We start from the raw sequence: 24,310 nt of genomic DNA on the forward strand, positions 1-24,310 counted from the left end.
GATGCCGATGCTCGGCTGGCTGGACCGCTCCGGCGACCAGCTCACCTTCTACCTGCGCGCCCTGTTCTGGATCCCGCGGACCCTGCGCCGCTACCTCAAGGAGGTCCAGCGGCTGCTCGCCGAGGTCGCCTTCGGCAGCGGCGGCCTCGGCGTCATCGGCGGCACCATCGGCGTGATGGTCGCCATGACCCTGTTCACCGGGACCGTCGTCGGCCTCCAGGGGTACGCCGCCCTCAACCAGATCGGCACCTCCGCCTTCACCGGCTTCGTCTCCGCCTACTTCAACACCCGCGAGATCGCGCCGCTCGTCGCCGGACTCGCGCTCTCCGCCACCGTCGGCGCCGGCTTCACCGCCCAGCTCGGCGCCATGCGGATCAACGAGGAGGTCGACGCCCTCGAAGCGATGGGCGTCCGCTCGATGCCGTACCTGGTGACGACCCGGATCATCGCCGGCGTCGTCGCCATCATCCCGCTCTACGCCATCGGCCTGCTCAGCTCCTACCTGGCCTCCCGCTGGATCACCGTCCTGTTCAACGGCCAGTCGGCGGGCACCTACGACCACTACTTCAACCTCTTCCTCTCCCCGGACGACGTCGTGCTGTCCGTCCTCAAGGTGCTGATCTTCAGCGTGATGGTGATCCTCGCCCACTGCTACTACGGCTTCCGCGCCAGCGGCGGCCCGGCGGGCGTCGGCGTCGCCGTCGGCCGCTCCGTGCGCAACGCCATCGTGCTGATCAGCGTCACCGACTTCTTCCTCTCCCTCGCCATCTGGGGAGCTACCACGACCGTGAAGGTGGCCGGATGAGCGCGCAGAAGATCCGACGCCGCCTCGCGGGAGTGGTCTTCCTCCTGCTGCCCGTGCTCCTGGTGTGGCTGTCCGTCGCCGTGTACGGCAAGGAGTTCAGCGACGACGCCACCGTCACCGTGCTCACCGGCGCCGTCGGCAACGAGATGCACAAGGGCGCCGAGGTCAAACTCCGCGGCGTCGTCGTCGGCGAGGTCCGCGACATCGACGCCGACGGGCGCGGAGCCCGGCTCACCCTCGCCGTGAAGCCCGGCGAACTCGACCGCGTACCGGCGGACGTCACCGCCCAGATGCTGCCGACGACCCTCTTCGGAGCCCGGTACGTCGCCCTCGTGCCGCCCGCGCACAGCACCACGTCGGACACCCTGGAGCCCGGCGACACCATCACCCAGGACCGCACCCGCAACGCCATCGAACTGGAGCAGGTCCTCGACAACGTCCTGCCGCTGCTCACCGCGGTGAAGCCGGAGAAGCTCTCCGCCACCCTCACCGCCGTCTCCCAGGCCCTCCAGGGCCGGGGCGACCAGCTCGGCGCCACGCTGGAGACCCTCGAAGGCCACCTGGAGCGGTTCAACCCCCATCTGCCCGTCCTCAACCGGGACATCACCCGGCTCGTCGAGGTCGGCCACCTCTACGCCGACACCGCGCCCGGCATCCTCGACGCGCTGCGGGACTTCACCGCCACCAGCGGCACCATCGCCGACCAGCAGGCCGAACTCGCCACGCTCTACGGCTCCACCACCAAGACCGCGCAGGACGTCACCTCGTTCCTCCGCAAGAACGAGAACAACCTGATCCGCCTCGCGGCAGCGAGCCGCGACACCCTCGAACTGCTCGCCGAGTACTCCCCGTCCTTCCCGTGCACCCTGCGCACCCTCGCCGGGTTCGTGCCGGCCATGGACAAGGCCCTCGGCAAGGGCACCGACCAGCCCGGACTCCATGTGACCGTGACCACTGTGCCATCCCTCGGCAAGTACGTTCCGGGCAAGGACACGCCCGTGTACGACGCGACCGGCGGCCCCCACTGCTACACCGTCCCCTACACGGGCCGGCCCGCCCCCGCCGCCGCCCGGGCCGCCTCCGAGAGCCTCGGCCTGCCCAACTCGCCGCAGGAGAACCAGCTCGTCAACGAACTCCTCGCCCCCGGACTCGGCAGCGCGCCCGCCGACCTGCCCGACTGGAGCAGCGTGCTCACCGGGCCCGTCCTGCGGGGCACGGAGGTGACGCTGAAGTGAACCGCCGCAGCCTCACCGGACCGATCGTCAAATCGGCCGCCTTCATCCTCGTGACCGTCCTCGCCACCACCGTGCTCGCCCTCGGCATCGCCAACACCGGTGTCGGCGACACCATCAGCTACAAGGCCCGCTTCACCGACGCCACCGGCCTCGTCGAGGGCGACAGCGTCCGCATCGCCGGCGTCAAGGTCGGCCAGGTGGAATCGGTGCGGGTCGCCGACCGCCGGATCGCCGAGGTCACCTTCGCCGTGCGCAAGGGGCGGGTGCTGCCCGTCACCGTCACCGCCTCCATCAAGTACCTCAACATGGTCGGCCAGCGCTACATCGACCTCGACCAGGGCACCGGACCCATCGGCAGCGTCTTCCCCGCGGGCGACACCATCCCGCTGGAGCGCACCAGCCCGGCACTCGACCTCACCCAGCTCTTCAACGGCTTCCAGCCGCTGTTCGAGGGGCTCGCCCCCGACGAGGTCAACGACCTCGCCGGCTCCATCGTCCAGGTGCTCCAGGGCGAGGGCGGCACCGTGGACAGCATCATCCGGCACGTCGGCTCGCTCACCACCACCGTCGCCGCCAAGGACAAGGTCATCGGCCAGGTCGTCCAGAACCTCAACACCGTCCTCAAGACCGTGAACGACCGCGAGGAAGGCTTCGACGACCTCGTGGTCACCCTGCAGAAACTCGTCACCGGCTTCTCCGGCGACCGCAAACCGCTCGGGGAGGCCGTCGTCGCCATGGGCGACCTGACCACCGTCACCGCCGGCCTGCTGAAGGACGGACGCGCCCCGCTCAAGGAGGACATCGCCGAACTGGGCCGCCTCTCGCGCGAACTCGACAAGGGCAGCGGGCAGATCGAGAACTTCCTGGCGAAGACGCCCGCCAAGATGCAGGCCATCACCCGCCTCGCGTCCTACGGCTCCTGGCTCAACCTCTACCTCTGCGAGGCGAAGGTCTCCGGCGTCGCCACCTCCGACGGCAGCCCCCCGCCCACCGGCATCGCGATCACCGAGCCGAGGTGCCTGGCATGAGACCACTCCCGCGCATCAGGCCCGTCAGGGACCGCAACCCGGTCGCCGTCGCCGTCGTCGGCCTGCTCGTCATGGCCCTGCTCGGCATCGGCGCCTACCGCGCCGACTCGCTGCCGTTCACCGGCGACTCCACCTCCTACACGGCCGAGTTCACCGAGGCCGCCGGCCTCGACGAGGGCGACGAGGTCCGCATCGCCGGCGTCAAGGTCGGCAAGGTCACCGGCATCGCCCTGGACGGCGACAAGGTCGAGGTCCGCTTCGAGGTCGAGGACGCCTGGATCGGCGACTCCAGCACCGCCGCCATCGCCATCAAGACCCTCCTCGGCGAGAAGTACCTCGCCGTCGACCCCCTCGGCGACGGCCGTCAGGACCCCTCGAAGCGCATCCCCGCCTCCCGCACCACCTCGCCCTACGACGTCACCCAGGCGTTCAACGGGCTCGGCGAGACCATCGGCAGGATCGACACGGCCGGGCTCGCCGAGAGCTTCGACGCCATCTCGACCACCTTCGAGAACTCGCCGCCCCACGTGAAGAACGCCGCCACCGGCCTGTCCGCCCTCTCCCGCACGGTCTCCGAACGCGACGCCCAGCTCGCCTCGCTGCTCCGCGAGAGCAAGAAGCTCACCAGGACCCTCGACGGCAAGAAGAGCAGCTTCGAGACCCTGCTGGAGGACGGCAACCTGCTCCTCGGCGAGATCCAGGCCCGCCGCGACGCCATCCACGCCCTGCTCACCGGCACCAGGAGCCTGAGCACCGAGCTCAGCGGCGTCGTCGACGACAACGACAAGCAGCTGAAGCCGACCCTCGACGCGCTCGGCAAGGTCACCGCCGTGCTCCTGAAGAACCGCAAGAGCCTCGACAGCACGCTGAGGCTCGCCGGCCCCTACTACCGCCTCGTCGGCAACACCCTCGGCAACGGCCGCTGGTTCGACACCTACGTGTGCGGCCTGGTGCCCAGGAACTACCTGCCCGCCGGCACGCCGCCCGAGACCGGGTGCATGCCGCCCAAGCCGCAGCAGCGGACCGAGCCGTCAGGCGGTGGATCGTGAACATCAGACGCATCGTCGGCATCGGCGCCGGGCTCGCCGTCGTCGCCGTCGCCGGGACCTCGGGGGTGATGGCCCTCGACGCCTCCGGATCCACCCGGATCACCGCCTACTTCGAACGCGCCACCGGCGTCTACGAGGGCTCCGACCTGCGCGTCCTCGGCGTCAAGGTGGGCACCGTCGACACCGTCACCCCCGTCGGCGAACGAGTGCGGGTCACCCTCCTGCTCGACGAGGACGTCAAGGTCCCGCACGACGCCCACGCGGTCGTGGTGGCCCCCAGCGTCGTCGCCGACCGCTACATCCAGCTCGCACCGGCCTACACCGGCGGCGACGCCCTCGAAGACGGCGCGGTGCTGCCCGCCGAGCGCAACGCCATGCCGCTGGAGGTCGACCAGCTCTACGCGTCGATCACCGAACTGTCCACCGCGCTCGGCCCCGACGGCGCCAACGCCGACGGCGCGCTCGCCCGCCTCATCGGCACCGGCGCCGCCAACCTCGACGGAAACGGCAAGGCCATCGGCGACTCCATCGAGCAGTTCGGCAAGGCCGCCAGGACCCTCGACGGCAGCAGCGGGGACCTCTTCGACACCCTCGCCCACCTCCAGTCCTTCACCACCATGCTGAAGAAGAACGACGGCAACGTCGCCAAGGCCGAACAGCAGCTCGCCTCCGTCACCGGCTTCCTCGCCGACGACAAGGAGAACCTCGGCGCCGCCCTCAAGGAACTCGGCACCGCCCTGAAGAAGGTCAAGGCCTTCATCCAGAAGAACCGCGGAGCGCTCAAGGAGAACGTGGACGCCCTCGTCCCGCTCACCCGGACCCTGGTCGACCAGCGCGCCTCGCTCGCCGAGGCCCTCGACACCGCACCGCTCGCCGCGGGCAACGCGCTGAACGCCTACGACCCCGTCAACCGCACCCTCAACGGCCGCGCCGACATCAACGAACTCAGCTTCGGCCCCGAGATCGTGATCCCCGCGGAGACGACCGGCCTCACCGGCCTGGTGCCCGTCGACGCCGACCGCCGCAAGGCACTCCCCGGCCTGCCGCTGCCCCCGGTGGGCACGGTCTACGGGACCCCCGGCAAGAAGGCGGGAGACGCCCGGTGACCACCGTACCCACAGCCTCCGGCACCCCCGCGGCCGCACCGGTGAACCGGCGGCGCCCCCGCAGACCCGCGCTCGCCCTGCTGCTCGCCCTCGGCCTCACCGCGGGCGCCGCGGGCTGCTCCGCCCCCCAGATGTCCGGCATCGACCAGCTGCCCCTGCCCGGCGGCGCCGACCTCGGCGACGAACCCTACGAGATCACCGCGGAGTTCGCCGACGTCCTCAGCCTCGTCCCGCAGTCCGCGGTCAAGGTCAACGACGTCGCCGTCGGCCGGGTCACCCGGATCAGCCTCGACCAGGACGACTGGTCGGCCAGGGTCACCATGCGCATCAACGGCAAGGTGCGGCTGCCCGCCAACGCCTACGCCCACCTCGAGCAGTCCAGCCTGCTGGGCGAGAAGTACATCCAGCTGAGCCCGCCGCCGAAGGACGCCGCCGGCACGCTCGCCGCCGGCGCGGCCATCCCCATGGACCGCACCAACCGCAACCCCGAGGTCGAGGAGGTCTTCGGCGCGCTGTCCCTGCTCCTCAACGGCGGCGGCGTCGCCCAGATCAAGACCATCGCCACCGAGCTCAACAAGGCGATCGGCGGGCGCGAGCCCCGGATCCGCTCCCTGCTCGGACGGCTCGACGAACTGGTCACCAGCCTCGACGCCAACAAGGGCGACATCACCAAGGCCCTCGACGGCGTCAACCGGCTCGCCACCACCCTCGCCACCCGCAAGCAGGACGTCGGCACGGTCCTCACCGGCCTCAGCCCCGGCCTCAAGGTGCTGGAGAAGCAGCGCGGCTCGCTGCTGACGATGCTGCGCTCGCTCGACACCCTCTCCGACGTCGCCGTCAGGACCATCACCGCGTCCAAGGCCGACACCATCGCCGACCTGAAGGCCCTCGCACCCACCCTCAAGGCCCTCGCCGACTCCGGGCAGAACCTGCCCGACTCGCTCCAGGTGATGCTCACCTACCCGTTCACCGACGAGGTGCTGCGCGGCATCAAGGGCGACTACCTCAACGTCTACCTCGACACCACCGCCGTCCCGGGCACCACGATCATCCCGGAGTTCGTGCCGGACGACGACGAACCCGCCCCCGCCGCCGCCCGGGACGGGGCGCCGCTTCCGCTGCCCTCCGTGACGGGCGCCACCGGGGAAGGAAGCCGCTGATGCTGACCCTCGCCACCCGCCTGAAGAACCTCGCCTTCCTGGTGATCGCCGTGCTCGTGCTCGGCTTCCTCGGCGTGCGCTACGCCGACCTCGGACACCTCGTCGGTCTCCGCGACCACTACACGGTGCGCGTCCAGCTCCCCGCCACCGGAGGCCTGTTCACCCACTCCAACGTCACCTACCGGGGCGTCTCCGTCGGCCGGGTGGGCCCCATCCACCTCACCGACGGCGGCGTCGAGGCGGAACTGCGGATCAAGGACTCCGCGCCCCGCATCCCGGCCGACCTGGAAGCCGTCGTCGCCGGGCTGTCCGCCGTCGGAGAGCAGTACATCGACCTGCGGCCGGCCGCCGACACGGGCCCCTACCTCGCCGACGGCGCCGTCATCGACCGCGACCGCACGACCATCCCCGCCCCCGTCACCGACGTCCTCACCGGCATCGACGACCTCGCCTCCTCCGTGGACCTGGAGGCGCTGCGCACCGTGGTCGACGAGTTCGGCACGGCACTCGGCGGACGCGGCGACGACCTCCAGGTCCTCCTCGACCACGGCAACGAGTTCGTCCTCGCCGCCGACCGGGCGCTGCCCGTCACCACCCGCCTGATGGCCGACGGGGAGACGGTGCTGCGCACCCAGGCCGAACAGGGCCAGGCGCTCCGCGGGTTCGCCGACGGCGCCTCCGAACTCGCGGCCCAGCTCAAGGACTCCGACACCGATCTGCGCACGGTCATCGCGACCGCACCCGACGCCGCCGGGCAGATCAGCGGACTGCTGCGCGACCTCGACCCGTCGTTCGGCGTCGTCGTGGCCAACCTGCTGACCACCTCGGAGGTCGCCGTCACCCGCCAGCGCGGCATCGAGGAACTGCTCGTCACACTGCCCGCCGTCGCCGCCGCCGGAGCCACCGCCGTCACCGGGGAGGGAGCCAGGTTCGGCATGTCCGTCACCTTCTTCGAACCACTGCCCTGCACCGACGGCTACGAGCGGACCGAGTACCGCAACGGGCTCGACACCGCGCCGGCCGCGGCGACCGACACCCGGACCCGCTGCACCGCGGCGCCGTCCACCGGCATCGGGGTGCGCGGCAGCGCCAACGCCCCCGACGGCGGGGGCGTGCCCGACCCGGCGCGACCCGGCACCCTCCCGGCGCCGCAGCCGTCCGCGGACCGCGGCGACGAGGCGCCGGCCGCCACTCTGCCCGGCGCACTCGGACTGCCCGGACTCCCGCCGTCGCCCGGCGGCATCGGCGGACTCCTCGGCCTGGAGGGCGCCCGATGAGCGGCCGCACCGCGCTCGCCGCCCGGACCGCCCTGGTCCTCGCCGTGCTCCTCTGCGCCTTCGCGGGCTGGTCCTACGCCCAGACCCGGGCCGACGACTCGCTCTCCTTCGCCGCGGCGCGCGAGGACGCGCTCGCCGACGGGAAGCGCCGGGTCGCGGACCTCACCAGCTTCGACGCGAAGGCGCCCGACGTCTCCCGGCGGACCTGGCTCGACGCCGCGACGGGGCCGCTGCGCGAGGACCTGGCCCGCTCCCCGGGGGCCACCGACACCACGGCACGCGCACGGGTCACCGACGCGGCCCTCACGGCGCTCGACGACCGGACCGGCACCGCGGAGCTCATCGCCACCGTGGACGTCGTCACCACACCGCCGGGAGCCGAGCCGCACACCGAACGCAAGCGGCTGGACGCGACGCTCGCCAGGACGGCGGACGGCTGGAAGATCCGCTCCCTCGCGGCGGTCCCGGTCGGAGGCGTGTAGATGCGGAACGAGGAGGGGACAGTGCGCACGCGCGACGACGCGCCGGACACCGCGGCGCCCGGCCGGGAGGCCGCATCCGGCGCCCCGGCCACGTCCGGGACGGGCGGGGCGGCGGCCCCGCCCGGCGCGGACGCTCCGGTGGGCCGGGCCCCGGGAGGGGCACCCGGCGCGGCCCAGGGGCGCGGCGCGGACGCCGCCGGTGACCCGGCGGCAGGCGGCACCACCGGCACCGCCCGTGCCCGGAGCGGTCCCGCGGAGCCCGGAGCGGAAGCGGGAGCGGGCACGGGCCCGGACGCCGGCTCCGGTCCGGACGGCGCGGGTTCGGGTGCCGGTTCCGGCTCCGGGTCCGCCGCCGGCTCCGGTCCGGGCGGCGCGGGTTCGGTTTCCGCCGCCGGTTCCGGCACCGGCACCGCTCCCGCCTCCGATTCCGGTCCGGACGACACCGGTTCCGACACCGGTCCCGCCTCCGATTCCGGTCCGGACGGCCCGTCCTCCGGCGCCACCCCCGCCACCGGCGCCTCGGCGCACCGGCGGGGATGGCGGCTGTACGCCGTGCTCGCCGCGGTGCTGGCGCTGCTCGCCACGGGCGCCGTGCTCCTCTTCCAGGAGCGGCAGCTGCGCGACACCCCCGCCACCGCGAACCGCGCGCTGACCGACGCCGAGGCCACCGCCGGGGTCATCGGGGACGTCAGCAACGCGCTGACGGAGATCTTCTCCTACACGCCCGCCGACACCGCCCGGACCCGCGCCGCGGCCGGCGAACTGCTCGCCGGCCGTGCCGCCCGCCAGTACACCGGGCTGTTCGCCCAGGTGGAGAAGGAAGCGGCCCGGCAGAAGGTCACGCTCACCACCCATGTGGTGCGCGCCGGTGTCACCCGGCTCGGCGGAGACAGCGCCCAGCTGCTGGTCTTCCTCGACCAGGTCTCCGTGCGGCCGGGCAAGGAGCCCGCCACCGCCCCCGCACAGCTCTCCGTCACCGCCGAACTCCACGACGGCCGCTGGCGCATCACCGACATCGCCTCCCGGTAGCGAACGCAAGGAGACACAGTCCCATGGCACGGACCGCGAGAAACCCGCTGCTGGCGGCCGCCCTGGCCCTGACCGTCGTGGCGGCGGCCTGCGCCGCGTGGGCCGGCTGGTCCTGGTACGCGGCCGCCCACGACGACGCGGCGGACTTCGCCAAGACCCGCGACCGGGTGCTCGCCGCGGGCACCCAGGCGGTGCAGAACATGAACACGCTCGACCACCGGGACCTGCGCCGCGGACTCGACACGTGGGAGGACTCGGCCACCGGCGACCTGCGCACCCAACTCGTCGACGGGCGCGCGGCGTTCGAGAAGCAGATCCAGGAGGCGAAGACGGTCACCACGGCCAAGGTGCTCTCCGGCGCGGTCACCGAGCTGGACGACCGGGCCGGCCGCGCGAGCGTGCTCGTCGCCGTGCGGATCACGGTGACCGCGCCGAAGGGCGAGCCCGCACGGAAGGAGAGCCGGATGCTCGGGCAGCTGACCCGCACCGACGACGGCTGGAAGCTCAGCGCCCTGGGCCAGGCGCCCGTCGGCGACACGGCGGACCGGTAGAGCGGCAGCCCGGCCCCACGCACCGAGAGGACACCCCGACATGTCGACGACCCGGCACCTCGTCAACCGCCGGCGCAGGCTCGCGACGACCGCGGCCCGCACGGCAACCGCACCGGCGGGCGAGCCCACCACCGAGCGCCCCGGCACGAGCCGGCCCGGCCACGAGGCCGAGCTCCCGCCACCGGGGAGCGAGCCAGGCGACGGCCCGGAGCCCGACGGCACCGCGCCCGCCTCCGCCGGGGACACCGGGACCGGCCGGCACCCCGCCGACGACGAGGACACCGCGGACGGCAAACACACCGCGGACGGAACGGACCCCGCCGACGGCACGGACACCCCGTCCGGCAAGGGCGCCCCCGCGACCCGGACGCGCCGGCTGCCGGTGATCCTGTGTCTGCTGACCGTGCTGCTGGGCGGGTTCGCCGCCTGGGCCGCCTCCCAGGCGGCCGCCCTGCGCGACGACCCCGCCACCCGCAACACCGCCCTCACCGACATCGCCCGTACCAGCGAGGTGAAGGGCGCGGCGACCAAGGCGGTCGAGGCCGTCTTCAGCTACGACTTCGCCGACCCGCAGGCACTCGACCGCGCCGCGCGCACCCACCTCACCGGTGAGGCGACACGACAGCACACCACGATGCTCGCGGCCGTCCGCGAACAGGGCCCGAAGCAGAAGCTGCTGCTCACCACCACGGTCACCGAGAGCGGTGTGGAGCGCGTCGACGGCGACCGGGCGCGGGTCCTCGTCTACGCGGACCAGAGCAACACCCGCACCGCCCCGGCCGGGAGCGGGGACGAGGCGGCCGGCGACGAGCGGACCTACGCGGCGGCCATGCTCGCCGTCGACATGGTCCTGACCGACGGCACCTGGCGGATCGCGAACCTCGACACCCTGGGGGCGGGCTCATGAGGCGCGGCGGCATCAGGATGCGCAGGGGACTCGCGGGCACCGCGGCGGCGGTGGCGGCCATGGCGGCGCTCACCGCCTCGCAGGCGCCCTCGGTCATGGGCGCCCTCCCCGGGCCGGGGACCGGCCTCGCCGCCGGGGAGGCCGAGGCGGCGCCCGCGCCGCGGAACGACGACTCGTACCACACCGAACTCCCGCCGCTGCGCGGCTCGGACGGCACGCCGACGGCCGGAGGCGGCCCCGCCGCCGGCCCCGTCGCCGCCGTCCACGCCCAGTCCGGCATCCCGGCCACCGTGCTCGCCGCCTACCGCGGCGCCGCGTCGGTGATCGGCCGGAGCGATCCGGGCTGCCGGCTGCCCTGGCAGCTGCTGGCCGCCATCGGGAAGGTGGAGTCCGGCCAGGCCCGGGGCGGCCGGGTCGACGCGGCCGGCACCACGCTCTCCCCGATCCTCGGTCCGGTCCTCGACGGCAACGGGTTCGCCGCCATCCGCGACACCGACGGCGGCCGGTACGACGGCGACACACGCTGGGACCGTGCCGTCGGGCCGATGCAGTTCATCCCCTCCACCTGGGCGCGCTGGGGCCAGGACGCCAACCGCGACGGCCGCCGGGACCCCAACAACATCCACGACGCGGCCCTGGCCGCCGGCCGCTACCTGTGCGCGGGGGGCCGGGACCTGTCCGCCGCCGCCGATCTCGACCGCGCCGTGCTCAGCTACAACCGTTCCGAGGAGTACCTGCGCACGGTCCTGGCGTGGCTGGCGTTCTACCGGCAGGGAGTGCACCCCGTGACGGACGGGACCGGTGTCCTGCCGGTCAGCCCCGGCGCGGGCGGCACTCCGGCGCAAGAGCCCGTCGGCGGCGGGGACGACGACGGCGAGATCATCATCGGCCCGACTCCCGGAGGCCCGCGCCCGGCGCCCGGCCCCCGCCCTTCGCCGTCCCCGGGCGGCGACACCTCCCCGCTGCCGCGCCCGTCCGTCGTCCCGGTGCCGAGCACCGGCCCCTCCGGATCGCCCGACCCGAGCCCGAGCCCCGGCCCCGGGGAGAGCCCCGGCCCGAGCCCGTCGCCGTCCCCGAGCCCCTGCCCGTCGCCGTCGCCGGACCCCTCGCCGTCGGAGTCCGGCGCCGGGGAGGCCGGCGGAGCGGAGGCCGCCGACGAGGACCCGGGCGGCGAGCCGCCCTGCTCACCCTCCGGTGCCGCCGGAGGGTGACAGCACCTCGTCCAGGTCGTACCGCACCGGCTCCTCGAGCTGCGCGTAGGTGCAGCTCGCGGGGGAGCGGTCCGGGCGCCACCGGCGGAACTGGGCGGTGTGCCGGAAGCGGTCGCCCTCCATGTGGTCGTAGGCCACCTCCACGACCCGCTCGGGCCGCAGGGCCACCCACGACAGGTCCTTCTTGCCCGACCAGCGGCTCGGCGCCCCCGGCAGCCGGGCCCCCTGGTGCGCCTCCTCCTGGGCCCACCGTGCCCAGGGGTGCCCGGACACGTCGTCCATCCGCAGCGGTTCCAGTTCGGCGACCAGCTCCTCGCGCCGCTTCATGGGGAAGGCGGCGCACACCCCGACGTGCTGGAGCACGCCGTCGGCGTCGTGGAGCCCGAGCAGCAGCGACCCCAGCACGGGGCCGCTCTTGTGGTAGCGGAAGCCGGCCACCACGACGTCCGCCGTCCGCTCGTGCTTGATCTTGTACATCAGCCGGGCGTCCGGGCGGTACGGCAGGTCGAGCGGCTTGGCCACCACGCCGTCGAGCCCGGCGCCCTCGTAGGTCTCGAACCACTCCCGCGCCAGCGCCGGGTCGGTGGTGGCGGGCGCCAGATGCACCGGCGGCCGGGCCCCGGCCAGCGCCTCCTCCAGCAGCCGGCGCCGCTCGCCCAGCGGGGTGTCGAGGAGGGCGTCGTCGCCGAGGGCCAGCAGGTCGAAGGCGACGAAGGAGGCGGGCGTGCGCTCGGCGAGCATCCGCACCCGGGAGTCCGCCGGGTGGATGCGCTCGGTGAGCCGGTCGAAGTCGAGGCGTCCGCCGTGCGCGATCACGATCTCGCCGTCGACCACGCACCGGCCGGGCAGCCGATCCCGCAGCACCTCGACGAGCTCGGGGAAGTACCTGGTCAGCGGCTTGCCGGTGCGCGATCCGATGACGACCTCGTCGCCGTCCCGGTGCACGATCGCGCGGAAGCCGTCCCATTTGGCCTCGTACTGCATCCCTGGCGGGATGGTCTTCACGGCCTTGGCGAGCATCGGCTTGACGGGGGGCATCACGGGCAGATCCATGGGGCGATTGTCCGGTATGCACCCCCGGGTGGCACGGCCTACGCTGGCGGGCATGGCCCAAGCCGTGGAACTCGACGTGGGGGAGCGGACCGTCCGTGTGTCCAATCCCGACAAGATCTATTTTCCCGAGCCCGGTTACACCAAGCTGGACATGGTCCGCTACTACCTCGCCGTCGGGCCCGGCATCACCCGCGCCCTGCACGGCCGCCCGACCACGCTGGAACGCTACCCCGACGGGGTGACCGGCGAGTCGTTCTTCCAGAAGCGGGTGCCGAAGTACCTGCCGGACTGGATCCCCACCGCCCACATCACCTTCCCCTCCGGGCGCTCCGCCGACGAGATGTGCCCCACCGAGCCCGCCGCCGTCGCCTGGGCCGCCAATCTCGGCGCCGTCACCTTCCACCCGTGGCCGGTGCGCCGCGAGGACACCGACCACCCCGACGAACTGCGCATCGACCTCGACCCGCAGCCCGGCACCGGCTACGCCGACGCCGTGCGCGCCGCCCACGAACTGCGCGACGTCCTCGACGGGGCGGGCCTGCGCGGCTGGCCCAAGACCTCCGGCGGCCGCGGACTGCACGTGTTCGTGCCCATCCGGCCCGAGTGGACGTTCACCCAGGTCCGCCGGTGCGCGATCGCCGTCGGCCGGGAACTGGAACGCCGGATGCCGGACCGGGTCACCATCAAGTGGTGGAAGGAGGAGCGCGGCGAGCGGATCTTCGTCGACTACAACCAGACCGCCCGCGACCGCACCATCGCCTCCGCCTACTCGGTGCGGCCCCGTCCCCACGCGCCCGTCTCCGCCCCGCTGCGCTGGGAGGAGATCGACGACGCCCGGCCCGAGGACTTCGACATCCGCACCATGCCCGGGCGCTACGCCGAACTCGGCGACGTCCACGCGGACATGGACGACGAGCGCTTCGGCCTGGAGACCCTGCTGGAGCTGGCCCGCAAGGACGAGGCCGACCACGGGCTCGGCGACCTGCCCTATCCGCCCGAGTACCCGAAGATGCCGGGCGAGCCGAAGCGGGTGCAGCCCAGCCGCGCGAAGAAGGACTGAGCGGCCGTACGGATGCGGCCCCCTCCCGTCCGGGAGGGGGCCGCATCCGTACGCGGGGTCCGGCTACAGCTCCTTCACCCGGATGTTGCGGTACGAGATCACATCGGTCGTGCCGTGGACCTGGAGGCCGATGTAGCCGGAGGCGTACCGCCGGCCGTCGGTGCCCGGGTCGTCCGACCGCGGCGGCTGGAAGACCTGCCCGCCGGTGTTGTCGAACTCGTTGATCAGCTTGCCGTTGCGGAAGACCGAGTAGTGCTGGCCCTCCACCCGGATCTCGTAGTCGTTCCAGGTGCCCTTGGGCGTCACCCCGGCGCCGGCCAGGCCGACCCGGTCGAAGCCGTAGACGGACCCGGTCTTGTACATGTCGCCGTCCGGCCGGTCGAGGACCTGGATCTCATGCCCGTACTTGATGGCGACCCACTCGGGACGGGACTCCTCCGGGTTGTCGTGGACGTACGGGAAGCGGACGAAGACACCGCCGTTGGCGTTGCCGGTGCCCGGCGCGTCGTCCCGCCACTGGAGCTTGAGCGAGAAGTCGCCGTAGCTCCGCTGCGGGAACCAGAGCATGCCCATGCCCGGCACGGTGGTGCTGCTGGTCATGGCGCCGTCGGCGGTGAGGCCGAACTGCCCGCCGCCCACGTGCTGCCACCGGGAGAAGGTCGACTGGGTGCCGTCGAACAGATCCCGGTACCCCTCCGTCTGCCCCGGCTTGCCGATGCCGGACTGCTTGGCGGCCCGGTAGATCTTCCGGTGCTCACGGGCGTCGATCACCCCGTCGGCGAGCAGCCGGTCGACGACGGTGTCGACGTGCTTGAGGAACAGCGCGTGCGACGACCAGTCCTTCTCGTCCTCGATCAGCTCGTTGACCGTGCAGCGGCTGCTGGTCATCCGGTTGGGGACGCCGGTGTCGACGCTGCCGACGATCACCGTGAGCCGCTCGTCGAACTCCGGGCAGTCGGGTGCGGGCACCCCGCCGCCCTCCGCCACGGAGAAGGAGACGCTCTTCGCCTCGGCGGTGTTGCCCGCCTTGTCCGTCGCCCGGTACCGCACCGTGTGGTGACCGACGCGGTCGACGATCACCGGTGCGGTGTAGGCGAGGTACGGGCCGCTGTCGAGCGAGTACTCGATCTTCTCGACGCCCGACCCGGTGTCGGCGGCCGACAGGGTCACCGTGGCGGCGGTGATGTACGCGCCGTCCGAGTTGCGGGTCCCGGCGACCGAAGCCGCCGTCACCGGGGCCGTGGTGTCCGGGTCCGGCGGGGTCACCACCGTGAAGGCGACCGACTTCTCGGCGGCGGCGTTGCCCGCCTTGTCCGTCGCCCTGTAGCGGACCGTGTGGGCGCCCGCCTCGTGGACCATCACCGGTGCGGTGTACGGCTGCCAGGCGCCGTCACCGACCGCGTACTCGATGGTGTTGACGCCCGAGCCGGTGTCGGACGCGGTCACGGTCACCGTGGCCATGTCCAGGTAGTTGCCCTCCGCGTCCTTCTCGCCGGACACGGTCGCCGAGGTCTCGGGCGCCGTGGTGTCGTCGGTCGGCGGTGCGGCCACCGTGAACTCGGCGGACTTCTCGGCCGCCGTGTTGCCGGCCTTGTCCGTCGCCCGGTAGCGCACGACGTGCGCGCCGACCTGGTCGACGACGACCGGTGCGGTGTAGGGCTGCCAGGGGCCGTCGGCGCCCAGCGCGTACTCCGTCTTCTCGACGCCCGACCCCTCGTCGCTCGCGCCGATCGCCACCGTGGCCTGGCCGATGTACGCGCCGTCGGCGTTCCGGTCGCCCGTCACCTGCGCGGACGTCTCGGGCGCGGTGGTGTCGTCGCCGCCCCCGCCGTCCTCGGTCACCGTGAGGATGCCCTGCATCTGGCCGTGACCGGGGATCGTGCACTTGAACAGGTACCGGCCCGGGGTGAGCGTCACCTCGGCGGAGTGCTTGCCGCCGCTCGCGTCACTCGGGTTGGCGAGGATGTTCAGCGGGACGTCGTTGTTGTACTCCGGGTCGGAGACGTCGAACGTCAGGGTGTGCGGCATACCGGTGGTGTTGCCGGTGGCCGTGCTGTTCTCGAAGACGATCGTCGTCGCCCCCGCCACCGCGGTGGTGGGGAAGGTCAGGTACCGGTCGATCGGGTCGCCGGCCGTCCAGGTGAGCACCTGGGCGGCGCCGGCCCGCCGTTCGTCGTCCGTCTTGCCCCAGGCCGTGGCCGAGGTCAGCCCGACGACCATCGCCACCGCGGCGAGCAGCGCGGTCCACAGGCTCGCGCCTCTTCGTCTCGAGGTCACTGTGCCGCCTTCCTCGCGAGCTGGTCCGCGGCCGGCGTGGGCCCGCCGCCCTTGTACGTCACGCGCCACAGCGCGGAGTCCTTGTCGGAGGTGAAGAAGCCGCGCCCGTAGTCCAGGACGTAGAGCGAGCCGTCCGGCGCGAACTTCCAGTCCATCAGGTTGCGGATGCCGCCCTGGCCGACCGGGACGATCTTCTTGAGCGACTCGGCGTGCACCGGAAGGCCGCCCCGGCCGACCGTCCTCGGGTCGGTGAGCACCGCGTGGCGCGGCTGGTCGCCGTCGTAGAAGTCGCCGACGAACCACTTGCCGTCCCAGTACGCCGGCCATTTCACGTCGGACGCGCTCGCGGCGTCGTAGCGGTAGACGGGGCCGTTCATGGTCGCCTGCCCGCCGCCCTTGAGCCACGGCAGCAGCAGCTTCTGCTCCTCCTGCTTGTAGCTCGGGACGCCGTTCGCGTCCCGCGGGTAGTCCACGCCGCCGCCCTGCGGCGAGTACCAGATGGTGTTGGAGGTGACCGGCGGCAGGTTCACCAGGCCGTCGTTGTTGGGCGACTCGTTCTTCGGCGCGTCGCAGTCGTACCAGCCCAGCGGCTTGGACGGGTCGGGCAGATTGCGGTCCCGGTAGGGCTGTTTGTTGCCCATGCAGTACGGCCAGCCGTGGTTGCCGGCCTCGGTGATGGCGGCGAAGGTGTCGTACTTGGCCGGGCCCCAGGTCGTCGACGGCGATCCCGCGTCGGGGCCGACCCAGCCGGCGTAGAGGATGTCCGTCTTCTTGTCGACGAAGATCCGCGCCGGGTTGCGGACGCCCATCACATAGATCTCGCCCCGCGTCCTGCCGCCGCCCTCGGCGGTCTCCTCGCCCGTGAAGAGGTTCCCGGCGGGGAGCGTGTAGCTTCCGTCGTCCTCGGGGTGGATCCGCAGGATCTTGCCGTTGAGGTTGTTGGTGTTGCCCGCGGTGCGGCGGGCGTCGGAGAAGGAGACTCCCTTGAAGTTCGGCTCCGGGTTGTTGCCGGAGTAACCGCTGCTGAAGCCGGAGGAGTTGGTGTCACCGGTGGCGATGTAGAGGTTGCCGTCGGAGTCCCAGGCCATGCCGCCGCCCGCGTGGCAGCAGCTGTGGATCTGCACCGGCCAGGTCAGCAGCACCTTCTCGCTCGCCAGGTCCAGCTTGTTGGTGGCGAGGTCGAGGGTGAAGCGGGAGACCCGCCGCTCGCCCATGTGGGTCTCACGGTCGATCCGCGAGTGCGGCGTCCAGTGCAGGTACACCCAGCCGTTGGTCATGAAGTCCGGGTCCAGCTCGATGCCGAGCAGGCCCTCCTCGTTCTTGACCAGCTCGTCGCCGCCGCCCTTGTTGCCGAAGACGGTCAGCGCGCCGGCCTTGGTGACCTTCTTGCCGGCCGGGTCGTAGACGTGGATCTCGCCGTTGCCCTTGCCGATGTCCGGGTTGTTCCAGTCCGTGACCACCGGCACGCTGGAGTCCGCGCCGCCGCGCCCGATGTAGAGCACCCGCCCGTCGGGGGCGGTGACCAGGCCGTGGGGTTCGCCGATCTGGTCGTTCTGACCGGGCTGGTTGGCCTTGGTGACGCGCTCGGCGGTGTAGTGGGCGTCGATGGTGGCCTTGCAGTCGGCCTGGGACAGCCGGCTCGTCCAGGCCAGGGCGCCGCGCAGGTGGTCGCGGAAGTCGGCCTCGGCGAAGCTGTCGGCCGTGCCGCCCATGCCCGTGTAGAAGGACCGGCCGCCGTCGTAGTCGCGGCACCAGGAGATCGGGTGGTCCCAGCCGTTCCCCTTGTCGGCCGGCTTGTACGAACTCTCCTTGACCCGGGCCACGGTGTGCACCGAACCGGACGGGTTCTGCGCCCAGTTGAACCACTTGTCGGGCCGCTTCCACTCCAGCGGCAGCGACGTCGTCGCCGGATGGGCGCGGTCGCCCACCTCCACCACGGCCCGCTGGGTGCTGCTCGGTGCGCCCGTCGGACGGGCGCCGATCAGTCCGGTGAACCAGGACGAGTACGGTTCCGTCCGCGCGGCGTCGTGGATGCCCAGGAATCCGCCGCCCGCCTCCAGATAGGCCTCCAGCCCGGCCTCCTGCTCCGGGTCGAGCACGTCGCCGCCGCCGGTCAGGAACACCACGGCGTTGAAGCGGCCGAGGCGCTGGGTGTTGGTGAAGACCGCCGGGTCGTCGGTGGCCTCCGTCCGGAACCGTCCGGCGGCCGGGCCGGTCAGCCCGATGCTCTCGATCGCCGCGATCCCGGCGTTCACCGTCGGCGACTCCTCGGTCGCCGAGCCGTGGAAGACGAGTACCCGCACGTTGGCCCCGCCCGGTGGGGAGGGAAGGGACAACGTTGTCGCCGCTCGGGACGGCTCCTCGGGGTAGGGCTCGGCCGACGCCGGGTTGCCGCCGAGCAGCGACACGGTCAGGGCTCCGGCGCCGAGTGCTGCCGCGGCGACGCCCGTTCTCGATCTCGACCGGTGATGTGGTGCGCGCTTCATGTGGTCACCCATCCCTCTGTGGTCACAACAACAGCCGTTGAAGCTAGACCTCTTTTCATGGTTCGCCAAGAGGTATGGCCGCAAGAGAACGAACTTTGTCCTGAGTGTGGATAAACGCTGGGTGCCCCGCTACCGTGTGGGCCGTCCCCGGGGGCTCACGCCCCGTCAGCCTCCGCTACCGACTGGAGAGTTCGACATGGACAGACGCAGTTTCCACCGGCGCCTGCTCGCGGGCGGGGCGGTCGCCGCGACGGGCGTGACATCGTTGTCCCTCGCCGCGGCCTCCTCCAGCGCCGCGCCCGCCGCGGCCTCCGCGCCCAGAACCGCCCCGGCCGGCGGCCAGGTGCGCCATCTCCGGCTGTACGCGGAGAAGACGGCCGACGGCCAGATGGGATACGGCCTGGAGAAGGGCAAGGCCACGATCCCCGGCCCGCTGATCGAGCTCAACGAGGGCGACACCCTCCACATCGAGTTCGAGAACCTGATGGACGTGCCCGTCAGCCTCCACCCGCACGGCGTGGACTACGACATCGACAACGACGGCACGAAGATGAGCCGCAGCCACGTCGAGCCGGGCGCCACCCGCACCTACACCTGGCGGACCCACGCCCCCGGCCGCCGCGCCGACGGCACCTGGCGTCCGGGCAGTGCGGGCTACTGGCACTACCACGACCACGTGGTGGGCACCGACCACGGCACGGGCGGCATCCGCAAGGGGCTCTACGGGCCGATGGTGGTGCGCCGCAAGGGCGACGTCCTGCCGGACAAGCAGTTCACGATCGTCTTCAACGACATGACGATCAACAACCGTCCGGCCGCCGAACCGCCGGACTTCCAGGCCACGGTGGGCGACCGCGTCGAGATCATCATGATCACGCACGGGGAGTACTACCACACCTTCCACATCCACGGTCACCGCTGGGCCGACAACCGCACCGGACTGCTGGCCGGGCCGGAGGACGTCAGCCGGGTGATCGACAACAAGATCACCGGACCGGCCGACTCCTTCGGCTTCCAGATCATCGCCGGTGAACACGTCGGCGCGGGCGCGTGGATGTACCACTGCCACGTCCAGAGCCACTCCGACATGGGTATGGCCGGCCTCTTCCTCGTCGCCAAACCCGACGGCACCGTCCCGGGGCACGACGGCGGCCACGGCGGCCACGGCGGCGCCGGCGGGACGCCGAAGGCGGGCGGCGGCGCGGCGGCGGAGGGCGCCGGGCACGAGCACCACTGAGCAGTGCGCGGCCGGGCGGCGGGTGCTCTCCGGCCGCACTGTCTCCGGTCCGGGACCGGCGCGCTCCCGGTTCGGGCGGTCTCCGTCGGGAGCGGAGCCGTCCCGCGTCCCGGCCGGAGGGCCTCCCCGCGGGCCGGGCACTCCACGCGTCGCGGCGGTGCGCGTCGCGGCGGGCCCATCCGGCGGCACTCGCATAGGGTCACGACGTCGTCACCGCGCGTCCGTCACCGGACGTCCGTCCGCCCGACCGGGAGTACCCATGTCAGGACAGTTCGAGGCCACCGTCGACATCCCGCGCCCCGTCGACGACGTGTTCGCCTTCCTCGCCGACGGGCGCCACGACCCCGAGTTCAGCCCCCGGGTGCTCCGCATCGAGCGCGTCCCGGACGCCCCCACCGCCGTGGGCACCGTCTTCCGCAGCACGGTGAAGGACGCCGGGATGAAGACGGCCCGGGAGTTCCGGATCACCACGCTGGAGGCGCCCCGGACGATCCGCTGGGCCGAAGTGTCCTCGAACACGGTGACCGCCCGTGAGGGCGGCTACGACCTGGAACCGCTGCCCGACGGCGGGACCCGGGTGAGGATCTTCAACGTCCTGGAGGGGCACGGCCTCGGCAAGCTGCTGGTGGGTCTGGCCGTCGCCGCGGCGCGCAAGGACGCGCCGGCCTTCGGCGCCCGCATCAGGGCGGCCGTGGAGGCGGCGATCCCGCCCCGCTGACGCCTCCGGCCCGCCGCCCGCGGGCCCCGGGCGGCACGCAGCCGCCCGCTGACCCCGCGCCGCCTGCGGCAGCCGGCCGCCCCGGGACGGCTCCGGCCCGGCGACGTCTCCCGCCAGGTGCCAGGTGCCAGGTGCCCGGTCGCCGCCGGCCGCGACCCGCGACGCGGTGTCCGGATGTGACAGGGAACCGTCATTGCGGTCGTGGCGTCCACCGGCCAGGATCGGTGCATGCCCCTTCCCCACCGTGTCGTCATCGCGGTCTTCCCCGGTGTCGACCTCCTCGATGTCACCGGACCGGCCGAGGTGTTCGCCCTGGCCAACCGGGAGACCGGCGGCCGGGCCGGCTACACCGTCCGCCTCGCCGGGCCCGTCGCCGGAAAGGTGCGCACCTCCGCGGGCGTGCGCCTGCTGACCGACGTGGCCTTCGGTGACGTCGGCGCGGACGTGGACACGCTGGTGGTGCCCGGTGCGGTCGACATGACCGAGGCCGGCCCCCGCGCCGTGGTCGACGAGGAGATCGTGGCCTGGGTCCGGCAGACCGCCCCCCACGCCGCGCGCGTCGCCTCGGTGTGCGTCGGCGCGCACGTCCTGGCCGCCGCCGGACTGCTGGACGGCCGCACGGCGACCACCCACTGGTCGACCGCCGCGCAGCTCGCCGCCGAGCACCCCCGGGTCACCGTCGACCCGGATCCGATCTTCGTCCGCACCGACCACGGCCGGCTGTGGACCGGGGCCGGCATCAGCGCCTGCCTGGACCTCGCGCTCGCCCTGGTCGCCGAGGACCTGGGCGAACGCACCGCCCTCGCGCTCGCCAGGCATCTCGTGATGTACCTCAAGCGGCAGGGTGGCCAGAGCCAGTTCTCCGTGCCGCTCAGCCGCCCCGCCGCCGACCGCCGGGACATCGACGAACTGCGGCTGTGGATCGCCGAGCACCTCCACGAGGACCTGTCCGCCGCGGCGCTCGCCGAGCGCATGTGCCTCAGCGAGCGGCACTTCGCCCGGGTCTTCGCCCAGGAGACGGGCACCGGCCCCGCCGCGTACGTCGAAGCGGCCCGTGTCGAGGTGGCCCGGCGTCTGCTGGAGACCACCGACGGCCCGCTCGCGCAGGTCGCGGCGGCGGCCGGGCTCGGCTCCGTGGAGACCCTCCACCGGGCGTTCCGCCGCCGGCTCGCCACCACGCCCGCCGCCTACCGCCGCCGCTTCCGTACCCGCGCCGGCTGACCGTCCGCGGCCTCCCCGCACACGGGCGGCCGCACCCCCGCCCGGGGCCGCCTCCGCGGCACCCGCCTCCCCGCCCCGGTCCGCGCCCTCCGGGCCCGTCCGCACCCGCGGTGTGCCTGTGGCGTGCCCGCACGCCGCCGCACCGCGCGCCGGCCCCGCTTCCCTCCCCGCCCGGCCGTCCGCACCTTCTCCGCCCGGCACACCGTCACGACGAAAGGCACCTTCATGAGCACCGTCCCGTCCACACCCCTGCGCGACGTCAGCGGGCAGGACAACCGGCCGCCCCGGCTCGGCGAGTCCGTCCTGGTCATGATCGACTTCCAGAACACCTACCGCACCGGCGTCATGGCGCTGGAGGGGGCCGACGAGGCCCTCGCCGCGGCGGCCCGCCTGCTGGCGCGTGCCCGTGCCGCCGGCACCCGCGTCGTCCATGTCGTGCACGACGCGGGCGAGGGGTCCCCGTACGACATCCGCGCCCACACCGGCGCCGTCTGCGACGCGGTCGCCCCGGCCGACGGCGAACCGGTCGTCGTGAAGCACTTCCCCGACTCCTTCCAGGCCACCGGCCTGGAGCGGACGCTGGCGGAGCTCGGCGCCGGACCGGACGGCGGCAGGGACCTCGTCCTGGCGGGCTTCATGACGCACATGTGCGTCGCCTCGACCGCCCAGGGCGCCTTCAACCGAGGCTACCGGCCCACTGTCGTCGCCGACGCCACCGCCACCCGCGCGCTGACCGCGCCCGACGGCACGGTGGTGCCGGCTGCCGTGCTCAAGGCCGCCGCGCTGACCACGGTCACCGACGTCTTCGGCATCGTCGTCCCCACCGGGGCGGCGCTCCGCGACTGAGCCGCGGCCCCGCCCGGCACGGGCGTCCGGGCGTCTCCCCGGGTGCCCGTGCCGGGCGGGAGCGGGCACCCGTCATACTTGCCCGCTATGGACAACCTTGCCCTCACTCGTGCCCACCGGCTGATCACCGTGCAGCTGGTCGTCGCCGCCGCTCTGGGCACCGTGGCCGGCTTCCTGCTGGCCGGCCCGTTCGTCGCGGGCTTCACGGGCGCCCTCGCCGCGGCCGGCTCCTGGGCAGGCTCCGCGTACGCCCGCCGGCGGGCGTACGCGCAGTTCCGCACGGAGTGCGACGCCGCCGCCGAGGACGGGTACGCGGAGGGCCTGGCCCAGACCGTGCTGATCGGCATAGCCACCTACCAGGCCGCCGTCTTCCCCATCGAGCCCGGCAGCGTCTCCGGGGAGGAGGCCGCCGCCCGCCGCCGGGTCGCCTACGGCATCTCCGCCTACGACGGCCTCCCGCACCAGGTCCGCTCCTCTGCCGCGGCCGCCCTGGAAGCCATCGACCACGGCCTGGACCCGGAGCCCGCGCGCCGTGCTCTGCGCGACCTGGCGACCACGGTCTACGAGCAGCGCGGGCGCTGACGCCCGGGGCCGGCACCGTCCGGTGGCGGCCCGGAGGCGTGGCGCCCCGGGGCCGCTACGCCTGGTGGGCCAGATCCCACAGGAGCCACTCCTCGGACCCCTGGGGCAGCACGAAGAGCCGGGAGCCGCGCCCCACCGCACGGTGCCGGCCCAGGGCCGATCCGTCCGGCAGCGTCATCACGTACTCCCGGTAGGGCGTCGCGGCGTCCCCGTCCAGCCGGCAGAGCGTGAGCCGGTCGTGGGTGCCGTAGCCGCCGGCGTAGGCGACGGCCGGCCCCAGCACCGCGAGGGCGTGCGCCCCGGCAACCGGTGACGACCAGGCCCGGACCGTGCCGTCCGCGCGGACCCGGACCAGCGGGAAGTCCGTGTAGTAGCAGGCCCATGCCGTCCGGCCCGCCACGTTGAGCGCGTAGCAGTCGGCGATGACGCCCCCGGGGTTCGTGAGCGGCAGCTCCCAGAGCGGCTCGCCCGCGGCGGACCAGCGCCGCAGGCCCGGCGCGCTCAGCGGGTCGCTCCCGAAGACGCCTTCGTCGAAGTATCCCGCCCACAGCGTGCCCTCCGTGTCGGCGAGCAGGTGCTCCACCGCGTCGCCCACGGCGAAGGACCGGACGGCCCGGCCGGAGGCGTCGAAGACCTGCACGTGATCGGCCGTGCCGCGGCGGCGGGCGTCGGCGACGACGAAGCCGCCGTCCGGCAGGGCGTCCAGCTTCGGGTGGCACGCTCGCACGGCGTTCAGCTCGGTGATCCGCGTCCGGCCGCCGTCGACGGTGACGACGGTCGCGTCGTGGACCGGGCCCCGCGGCCGGCCGTCGCACAGCAGCCAGTGCGCGCGCCCGTGGGCGTCGACGCAGCTGGTCAGCGTCTCGCGATGCGCGTGGGCGCGCGGAAGCCGGGCGTGAGGCAGAAGGGTGATGGTGTCCATGGGTGCTCCTCGGCAGGGGATGTGCGGTCGCTCGCGGTGCCGGGAGCGGGGCGGGGCGCGGCTACCTG

Annotated in this window: 22 protein-coding genes; 18 read left to right on the forward strand and 4 right to left on the reverse strand. The window is 73.2% G+C overall.

From position 1 onward, the window contains the following. The first annotated feature begins 1 nt into the window (after position 1). The 12 genes from IAG43_RS28010 (at position 2) to IAG43_RS28065 (ending at position 11,840) form a co-directional block, all read left to right on the forward strand. Complete coding sequence (locus tag IAG43_RS28010; protein WP_187743451.1) at positions 2-805, forward strand: MlaE family ABC transporter permease; 804 nt, start codon at positions 2-4, stop codon at positions 803-805. Next, the gene (locus IAG43_RS28015; RefSeq protein WP_187743452.1) at positions 802-2,040 is read left to right on the forward strand and encodes an MCE family protein; all 1,239 of its coding nucleotides are present in this window, start codon (positions 802-804) and stop codon (positions 2,038-2,040) included. Before IAG43_RS28010 ends, IAG43_RS28015 begins: the two co-directional genes overlap by 4 nt. After that, positions 2,037-3,068, forward strand: coding sequence for an MCE family protein (locus IAG43_RS28020; protein WP_187743453.1), 1,032 nt, complete (start codon positions 2,037-2,039; stop codon positions 3,066-3,068). Before IAG43_RS28015 ends, IAG43_RS28020 begins: the two co-directional genes overlap by 4 nt. Continuing rightward, positions 3,065-4,117, forward strand: coding sequence for an MCE family protein (locus tag IAG43_RS28025; RefSeq protein WP_187743454.1), 1,053 nt, complete (start codon positions 3,065-3,067; stop codon positions 4,115-4,117). The genes IAG43_RS28020 and IAG43_RS28025 overlap by 4 nt, the downstream gene beginning before the upstream one ends. Then, entirely contained in the window at positions 4,114-5,223 is a 1,110-nt protein-coding gene (locus IAG43_RS28030; protein ID WP_187743455.1) for an MCE family protein, read from the forward strand. The genes IAG43_RS28025 and IAG43_RS28030 overlap by 4 nt, the downstream gene beginning before the upstream one ends. 77 nt (positions 5,224-5,300) lie before the next feature. Further along, complete coding sequence (locus tag IAG43_RS28035) at positions 5,301-6,383, forward strand: MCE family protein (protein ID WP_246574796.1); 1,083 nt, start codon at positions 5,301-5,303, stop codon at positions 6,381-6,383. Next, entirely contained in the window at positions 6,383-7,660 is a 1,278-nt protein-coding gene (locus IAG43_RS28040) for an MCE family protein (protein WP_187743456.1), read from the forward strand. Before IAG43_RS28035 ends, IAG43_RS28040 begins: the two co-directional genes overlap by 1 nt. Further along, positions 7,657-8,142 (forward strand): hypothetical protein, encoded by a 486-nt coding sequence (locus IAG43_RS28045; protein WP_187743457.1) that lies wholly within the window; start codon positions 7,657-7,659, stop codon positions 8,140-8,142. Before IAG43_RS28040 ends, IAG43_RS28045 begins: the two co-directional genes overlap by 4 nt. A 21-nt stretch (positions 8,143-8,163) precedes the next feature. Beyond that, complete coding sequence (locus tag IAG43_RS35240; protein ID WP_187743458.1) at positions 8,164-9,171, forward strand: hypothetical protein; 1,008 nt, start codon at positions 8,164-8,166, stop codon at positions 9,169-9,171. A gap of 23 nt (positions 9,172-9,194) precedes the next feature. Continuing rightward, positions 9,195-9,722 (forward strand): nuclear transport factor 2 family protein, encoded by a 528-nt coding sequence (locus IAG43_RS28055; protein WP_187743459.1) that lies wholly within the window; start codon positions 9,195-9,197, stop codon positions 9,720-9,722. A 40-nt stretch (positions 9,723-9,762) separates the two neighbouring features. After that, positions 9,763-10,629 carry a hypothetical protein gene (locus IAG43_RS28060; protein WP_187743460.1) on the forward strand — a complete coding sequence of 289 codons (867 nt, stop codon included), beginning with the start codon at positions 9,763-9,765 and terminating at the stop codon, positions 10,627-10,629. Further along, entirely contained in the window at positions 10,626-11,840 is a 1,215-nt protein-coding gene (locus IAG43_RS28065) for a lytic transglycosylase domain-containing protein (RefSeq protein WP_187743461.1), read from the forward strand. Before IAG43_RS28060 ends, IAG43_RS28065 begins: the two co-directional genes overlap by 4 nt. Here IAG43_RS28065 and IAG43_RS28070 read toward each other — a convergent pair. After that, entirely contained in the window at positions 11,814-12,893 is a 1,080-nt protein-coding gene (locus IAG43_RS28070) for an ATP-dependent DNA ligase (RefSeq protein WP_187743462.1), read from the reverse strand. The two genes, IAG43_RS28065 and IAG43_RS28070, sit on opposite strands and share 27 nt — an antisense overlap. Positions 12,894-12,945: 52 nt before the next feature. Between IAG43_RS28070 and ligD the strand changes: the two genes are divergently transcribed. Further along, a complete protein-coding gene (ligD, locus tag IAG43_RS28075; protein ID WP_187743463.1) occupies positions 12,946-13,953 on the forward strand; it encodes a non-homologous end-joining DNA ligase in 1,008 nt (335 codons plus the stop codon). A gap of 63 nt (positions 13,954-14,016) precedes the next feature. On the opposite strand, the gene IAG43_RS28080 is transcribed toward ligD, so the two are convergent. Then, positions 14,017-16,173, reverse strand: coding sequence for an OmpL47-type beta-barrel domain-containing protein (locus tag IAG43_RS28080; RefSeq protein WP_187744682.1), 2,157 nt, complete (start codon positions 16,171-16,173; stop codon positions 14,017-14,019). A gap of 53 nt (positions 16,174-16,226) precedes the next feature. Beyond that, a complete protein-coding gene (locus IAG43_RS28085) occupies positions 16,227-18,716 on the reverse strand; it encodes a ThuA domain-containing protein (protein WP_187743464.1) in 2,490 nt (829 codons plus the stop codon). Positions 18,717-18,912: 196 nt separating this feature from the next. Between IAG43_RS28085 and IAG43_RS28090 the strand changes: the two genes are divergently transcribed. The 5 genes from IAG43_RS28090 (at position 18,913) to IAG43_RS28110 (ending at position 23,320) form a co-directional block, all read left to right on the forward strand. After that, the gene (locus IAG43_RS28090) at positions 18,913-19,953 is read left to right on the forward strand and encodes a multicopper oxidase domain-containing protein (protein ID WP_187743465.1); all 1,041 of its coding nucleotides are present in this window, start codon (positions 18,913-18,915) and stop codon (positions 19,951-19,953) included. Positions 19,954-20,212: 259 nt separating this feature from the next. Next, positions 20,213-20,671: an SRPBCC family protein gene (locus tag IAG43_RS28095; RefSeq protein WP_187743466.1), complete on the forward strand. Its 459-nt coding sequence runs from the start codon at positions 20,213-20,215 to the stop codon at positions 20,669-20,671. A 228-nt stretch (positions 20,672-20,899) separates the two neighbouring features. Then, on the forward strand, positions 20,900-21,892 hold the full coding sequence (locus tag IAG43_RS28100; protein WP_187743467.1) for a GlxA family transcriptional regulator: 993 nt from the start codon (positions 20,900-20,902) through the stop codon (positions 21,890-21,892). Between the two features lie 225 nt (positions 21,893-22,117). Further along, positions 22,118-22,738, forward strand: a complete 621-nt coding sequence (locus tag IAG43_RS28105) for an isochorismatase family protein (RefSeq protein WP_187743468.1) — start codon at positions 22,118-22,120, stop codon at positions 22,736-22,738. An 87-nt stretch (positions 22,739-22,825) separates the two neighbouring features. Then, positions 22,826-23,320 carry a hypothetical protein gene (locus tag IAG43_RS28110; RefSeq protein WP_187743469.1) on the forward strand — a complete coding sequence of 165 codons (495 nt, stop codon included), beginning with the start codon at positions 22,826-22,828 and terminating at the stop codon, positions 23,318-23,320. Positions 23,321-23,375: 55 nt separating this feature from the next. Here IAG43_RS28110 and IAG43_RS28115 read toward each other — a convergent pair whose 3' ends face one another. Continuing rightward, positions 23,376-24,242: a hypothetical protein gene (locus IAG43_RS28115; RefSeq protein ID WP_187743470.1), complete on the reverse strand. Its 867-nt coding sequence runs from the start codon at positions 24,240-24,242 to the stop codon at positions 23,376-23,378. Positions 24,243-24,310 lie beyond the last annotated feature (68 nt).

The organism is Streptomyces genisteinicus (assembly GCF_014489615.1).
GTDB lineage: Bacteria > Actinomycetota > Actinomycetes > Streptomycetales > Streptomycetaceae > Streptomyces > Streptomyces genisteinicus.

What these genes read in the sequence shown, in the direction of transcription:
- IAG43_RS28010 (WP_187743451.1), top strand. Translation starts at nt 2, where the DNA reads ATGCCGATGCTCGGCTGGCTGGACCGCTCCGGCGACCAGCTCACCTTC.
- IAG43_RS28015 (WP_187743452.1), top strand. Translation starts at nt 802, where the DNA reads ATGAGCGCGCAGAAGATCCGACGCCGCCTCGCGGGAGTGGTCTTCCTC.
- IAG43_RS28025 (WP_187743454.1), top strand. Translation starts at nt 3,065, where the DNA reads ATGAGACCACTCCCGCGCATCAGGCCCGTCAGGGACCGCAACCCGGTC.
- IAG43_RS28040 (WP_187743456.1), top strand. Translation starts at nt 6,383, where the DNA reads ATGCTGACCCTCGCCACCCGCCTGAAGAACCTCGCCTTCCTGGTGATC.
- IAG43_RS28045 (WP_187743457.1), top strand. Translation starts at nt 7,657, where the DNA reads ATGAGCGGCCGCACCGCGCTCGCCGCCCGGACCGCCCTGGTCCTCGCC.
- IAG43_RS28055 (WP_187743459.1), top strand. Translation starts at nt 9,195, where the DNA reads ATGGCACGGACCGCGAGAAACCCGCTGCTGGCGGCCGCCCTGGCCCTG.
- IAG43_RS28060 (WP_187743460.1), top strand. Translation starts at nt 9,763, where the DNA reads ATGTCGACGACCCGGCACCTCGTCAACCGCCGGCGCAGGCTCGCGACG.
- IAG43_RS28065 (WP_187743461.1), top strand. Translation starts at nt 10,626, where the DNA reads ATGAGGCGCGGCGGCATCAGGATGCGCAGGGGACTCGCGGGCACCGCG.
- IAG43_RS28070 (WP_187743462.1), bottom strand. Translation starts at nt 12,893, where the DNA reads ATGGATCTGCCCGTGATGCCCCCCGTCAAGCCGATGCTCGCCAAGGCC.
- ligD (WP_187743463.1), top strand. Translation starts at nt 12,946, where the DNA reads ATGGCCCAAGCCGTGGAACTCGACGTGGGGGAGCGGACCGTCCGTGTG.
- IAG43_RS28080 (WP_187744682.1), bottom strand. Translation starts at nt 16,173, where the DNA reads ATGGTCGTCGGGCTGACCTCGGCCACGGCCTGGGGCAAGACGGACGAC.
- IAG43_RS28085 (WP_187743464.1), bottom strand. Translation starts at nt 18,716, where the DNA reads ATGAAGCGCGCACCACATCACCGGTCGAGATCGAGAACGGGCGTCGCC.
- IAG43_RS28090 (WP_187743465.1), top strand. Translation starts at nt 18,913, where the DNA reads ATGGACAGACGCAGTTTCCACCGGCGCCTGCTCGCGGGCGGGGCGGTC.
- IAG43_RS28095 (WP_187743466.1), top strand. Translation starts at nt 20,213, where the DNA reads ATGTCAGGACAGTTCGAGGCCACCGTCGACATCCCGCGCCCCGTCGAC.
- IAG43_RS28100 (WP_187743467.1), top strand. Translation starts at nt 20,900, where the DNA reads ATGCCCCTTCCCCACCGTGTCGTCATCGCGGTCTTCCCCGGTGTCGAC.
- IAG43_RS28105 (WP_187743468.1), top strand. Translation starts at nt 22,118, where the DNA reads ATGAGCACCGTCCCGTCCACACCCCTGCGCGACGTCAGCGGGCAGGAC.
- IAG43_RS28110 (WP_187743469.1), top strand. Translation starts at nt 22,826, where the DNA reads ATGGACAACCTTGCCCTCACTCGTGCCCACCGGCTGATCACCGTGCAG.
- IAG43_RS28115 (WP_187743470.1), bottom strand. Translation starts at nt 24,242, where the DNA reads ATGGACACCATCACCCTTCTGCCTCACGCCCGGCTTCCGCGCGCCCAC.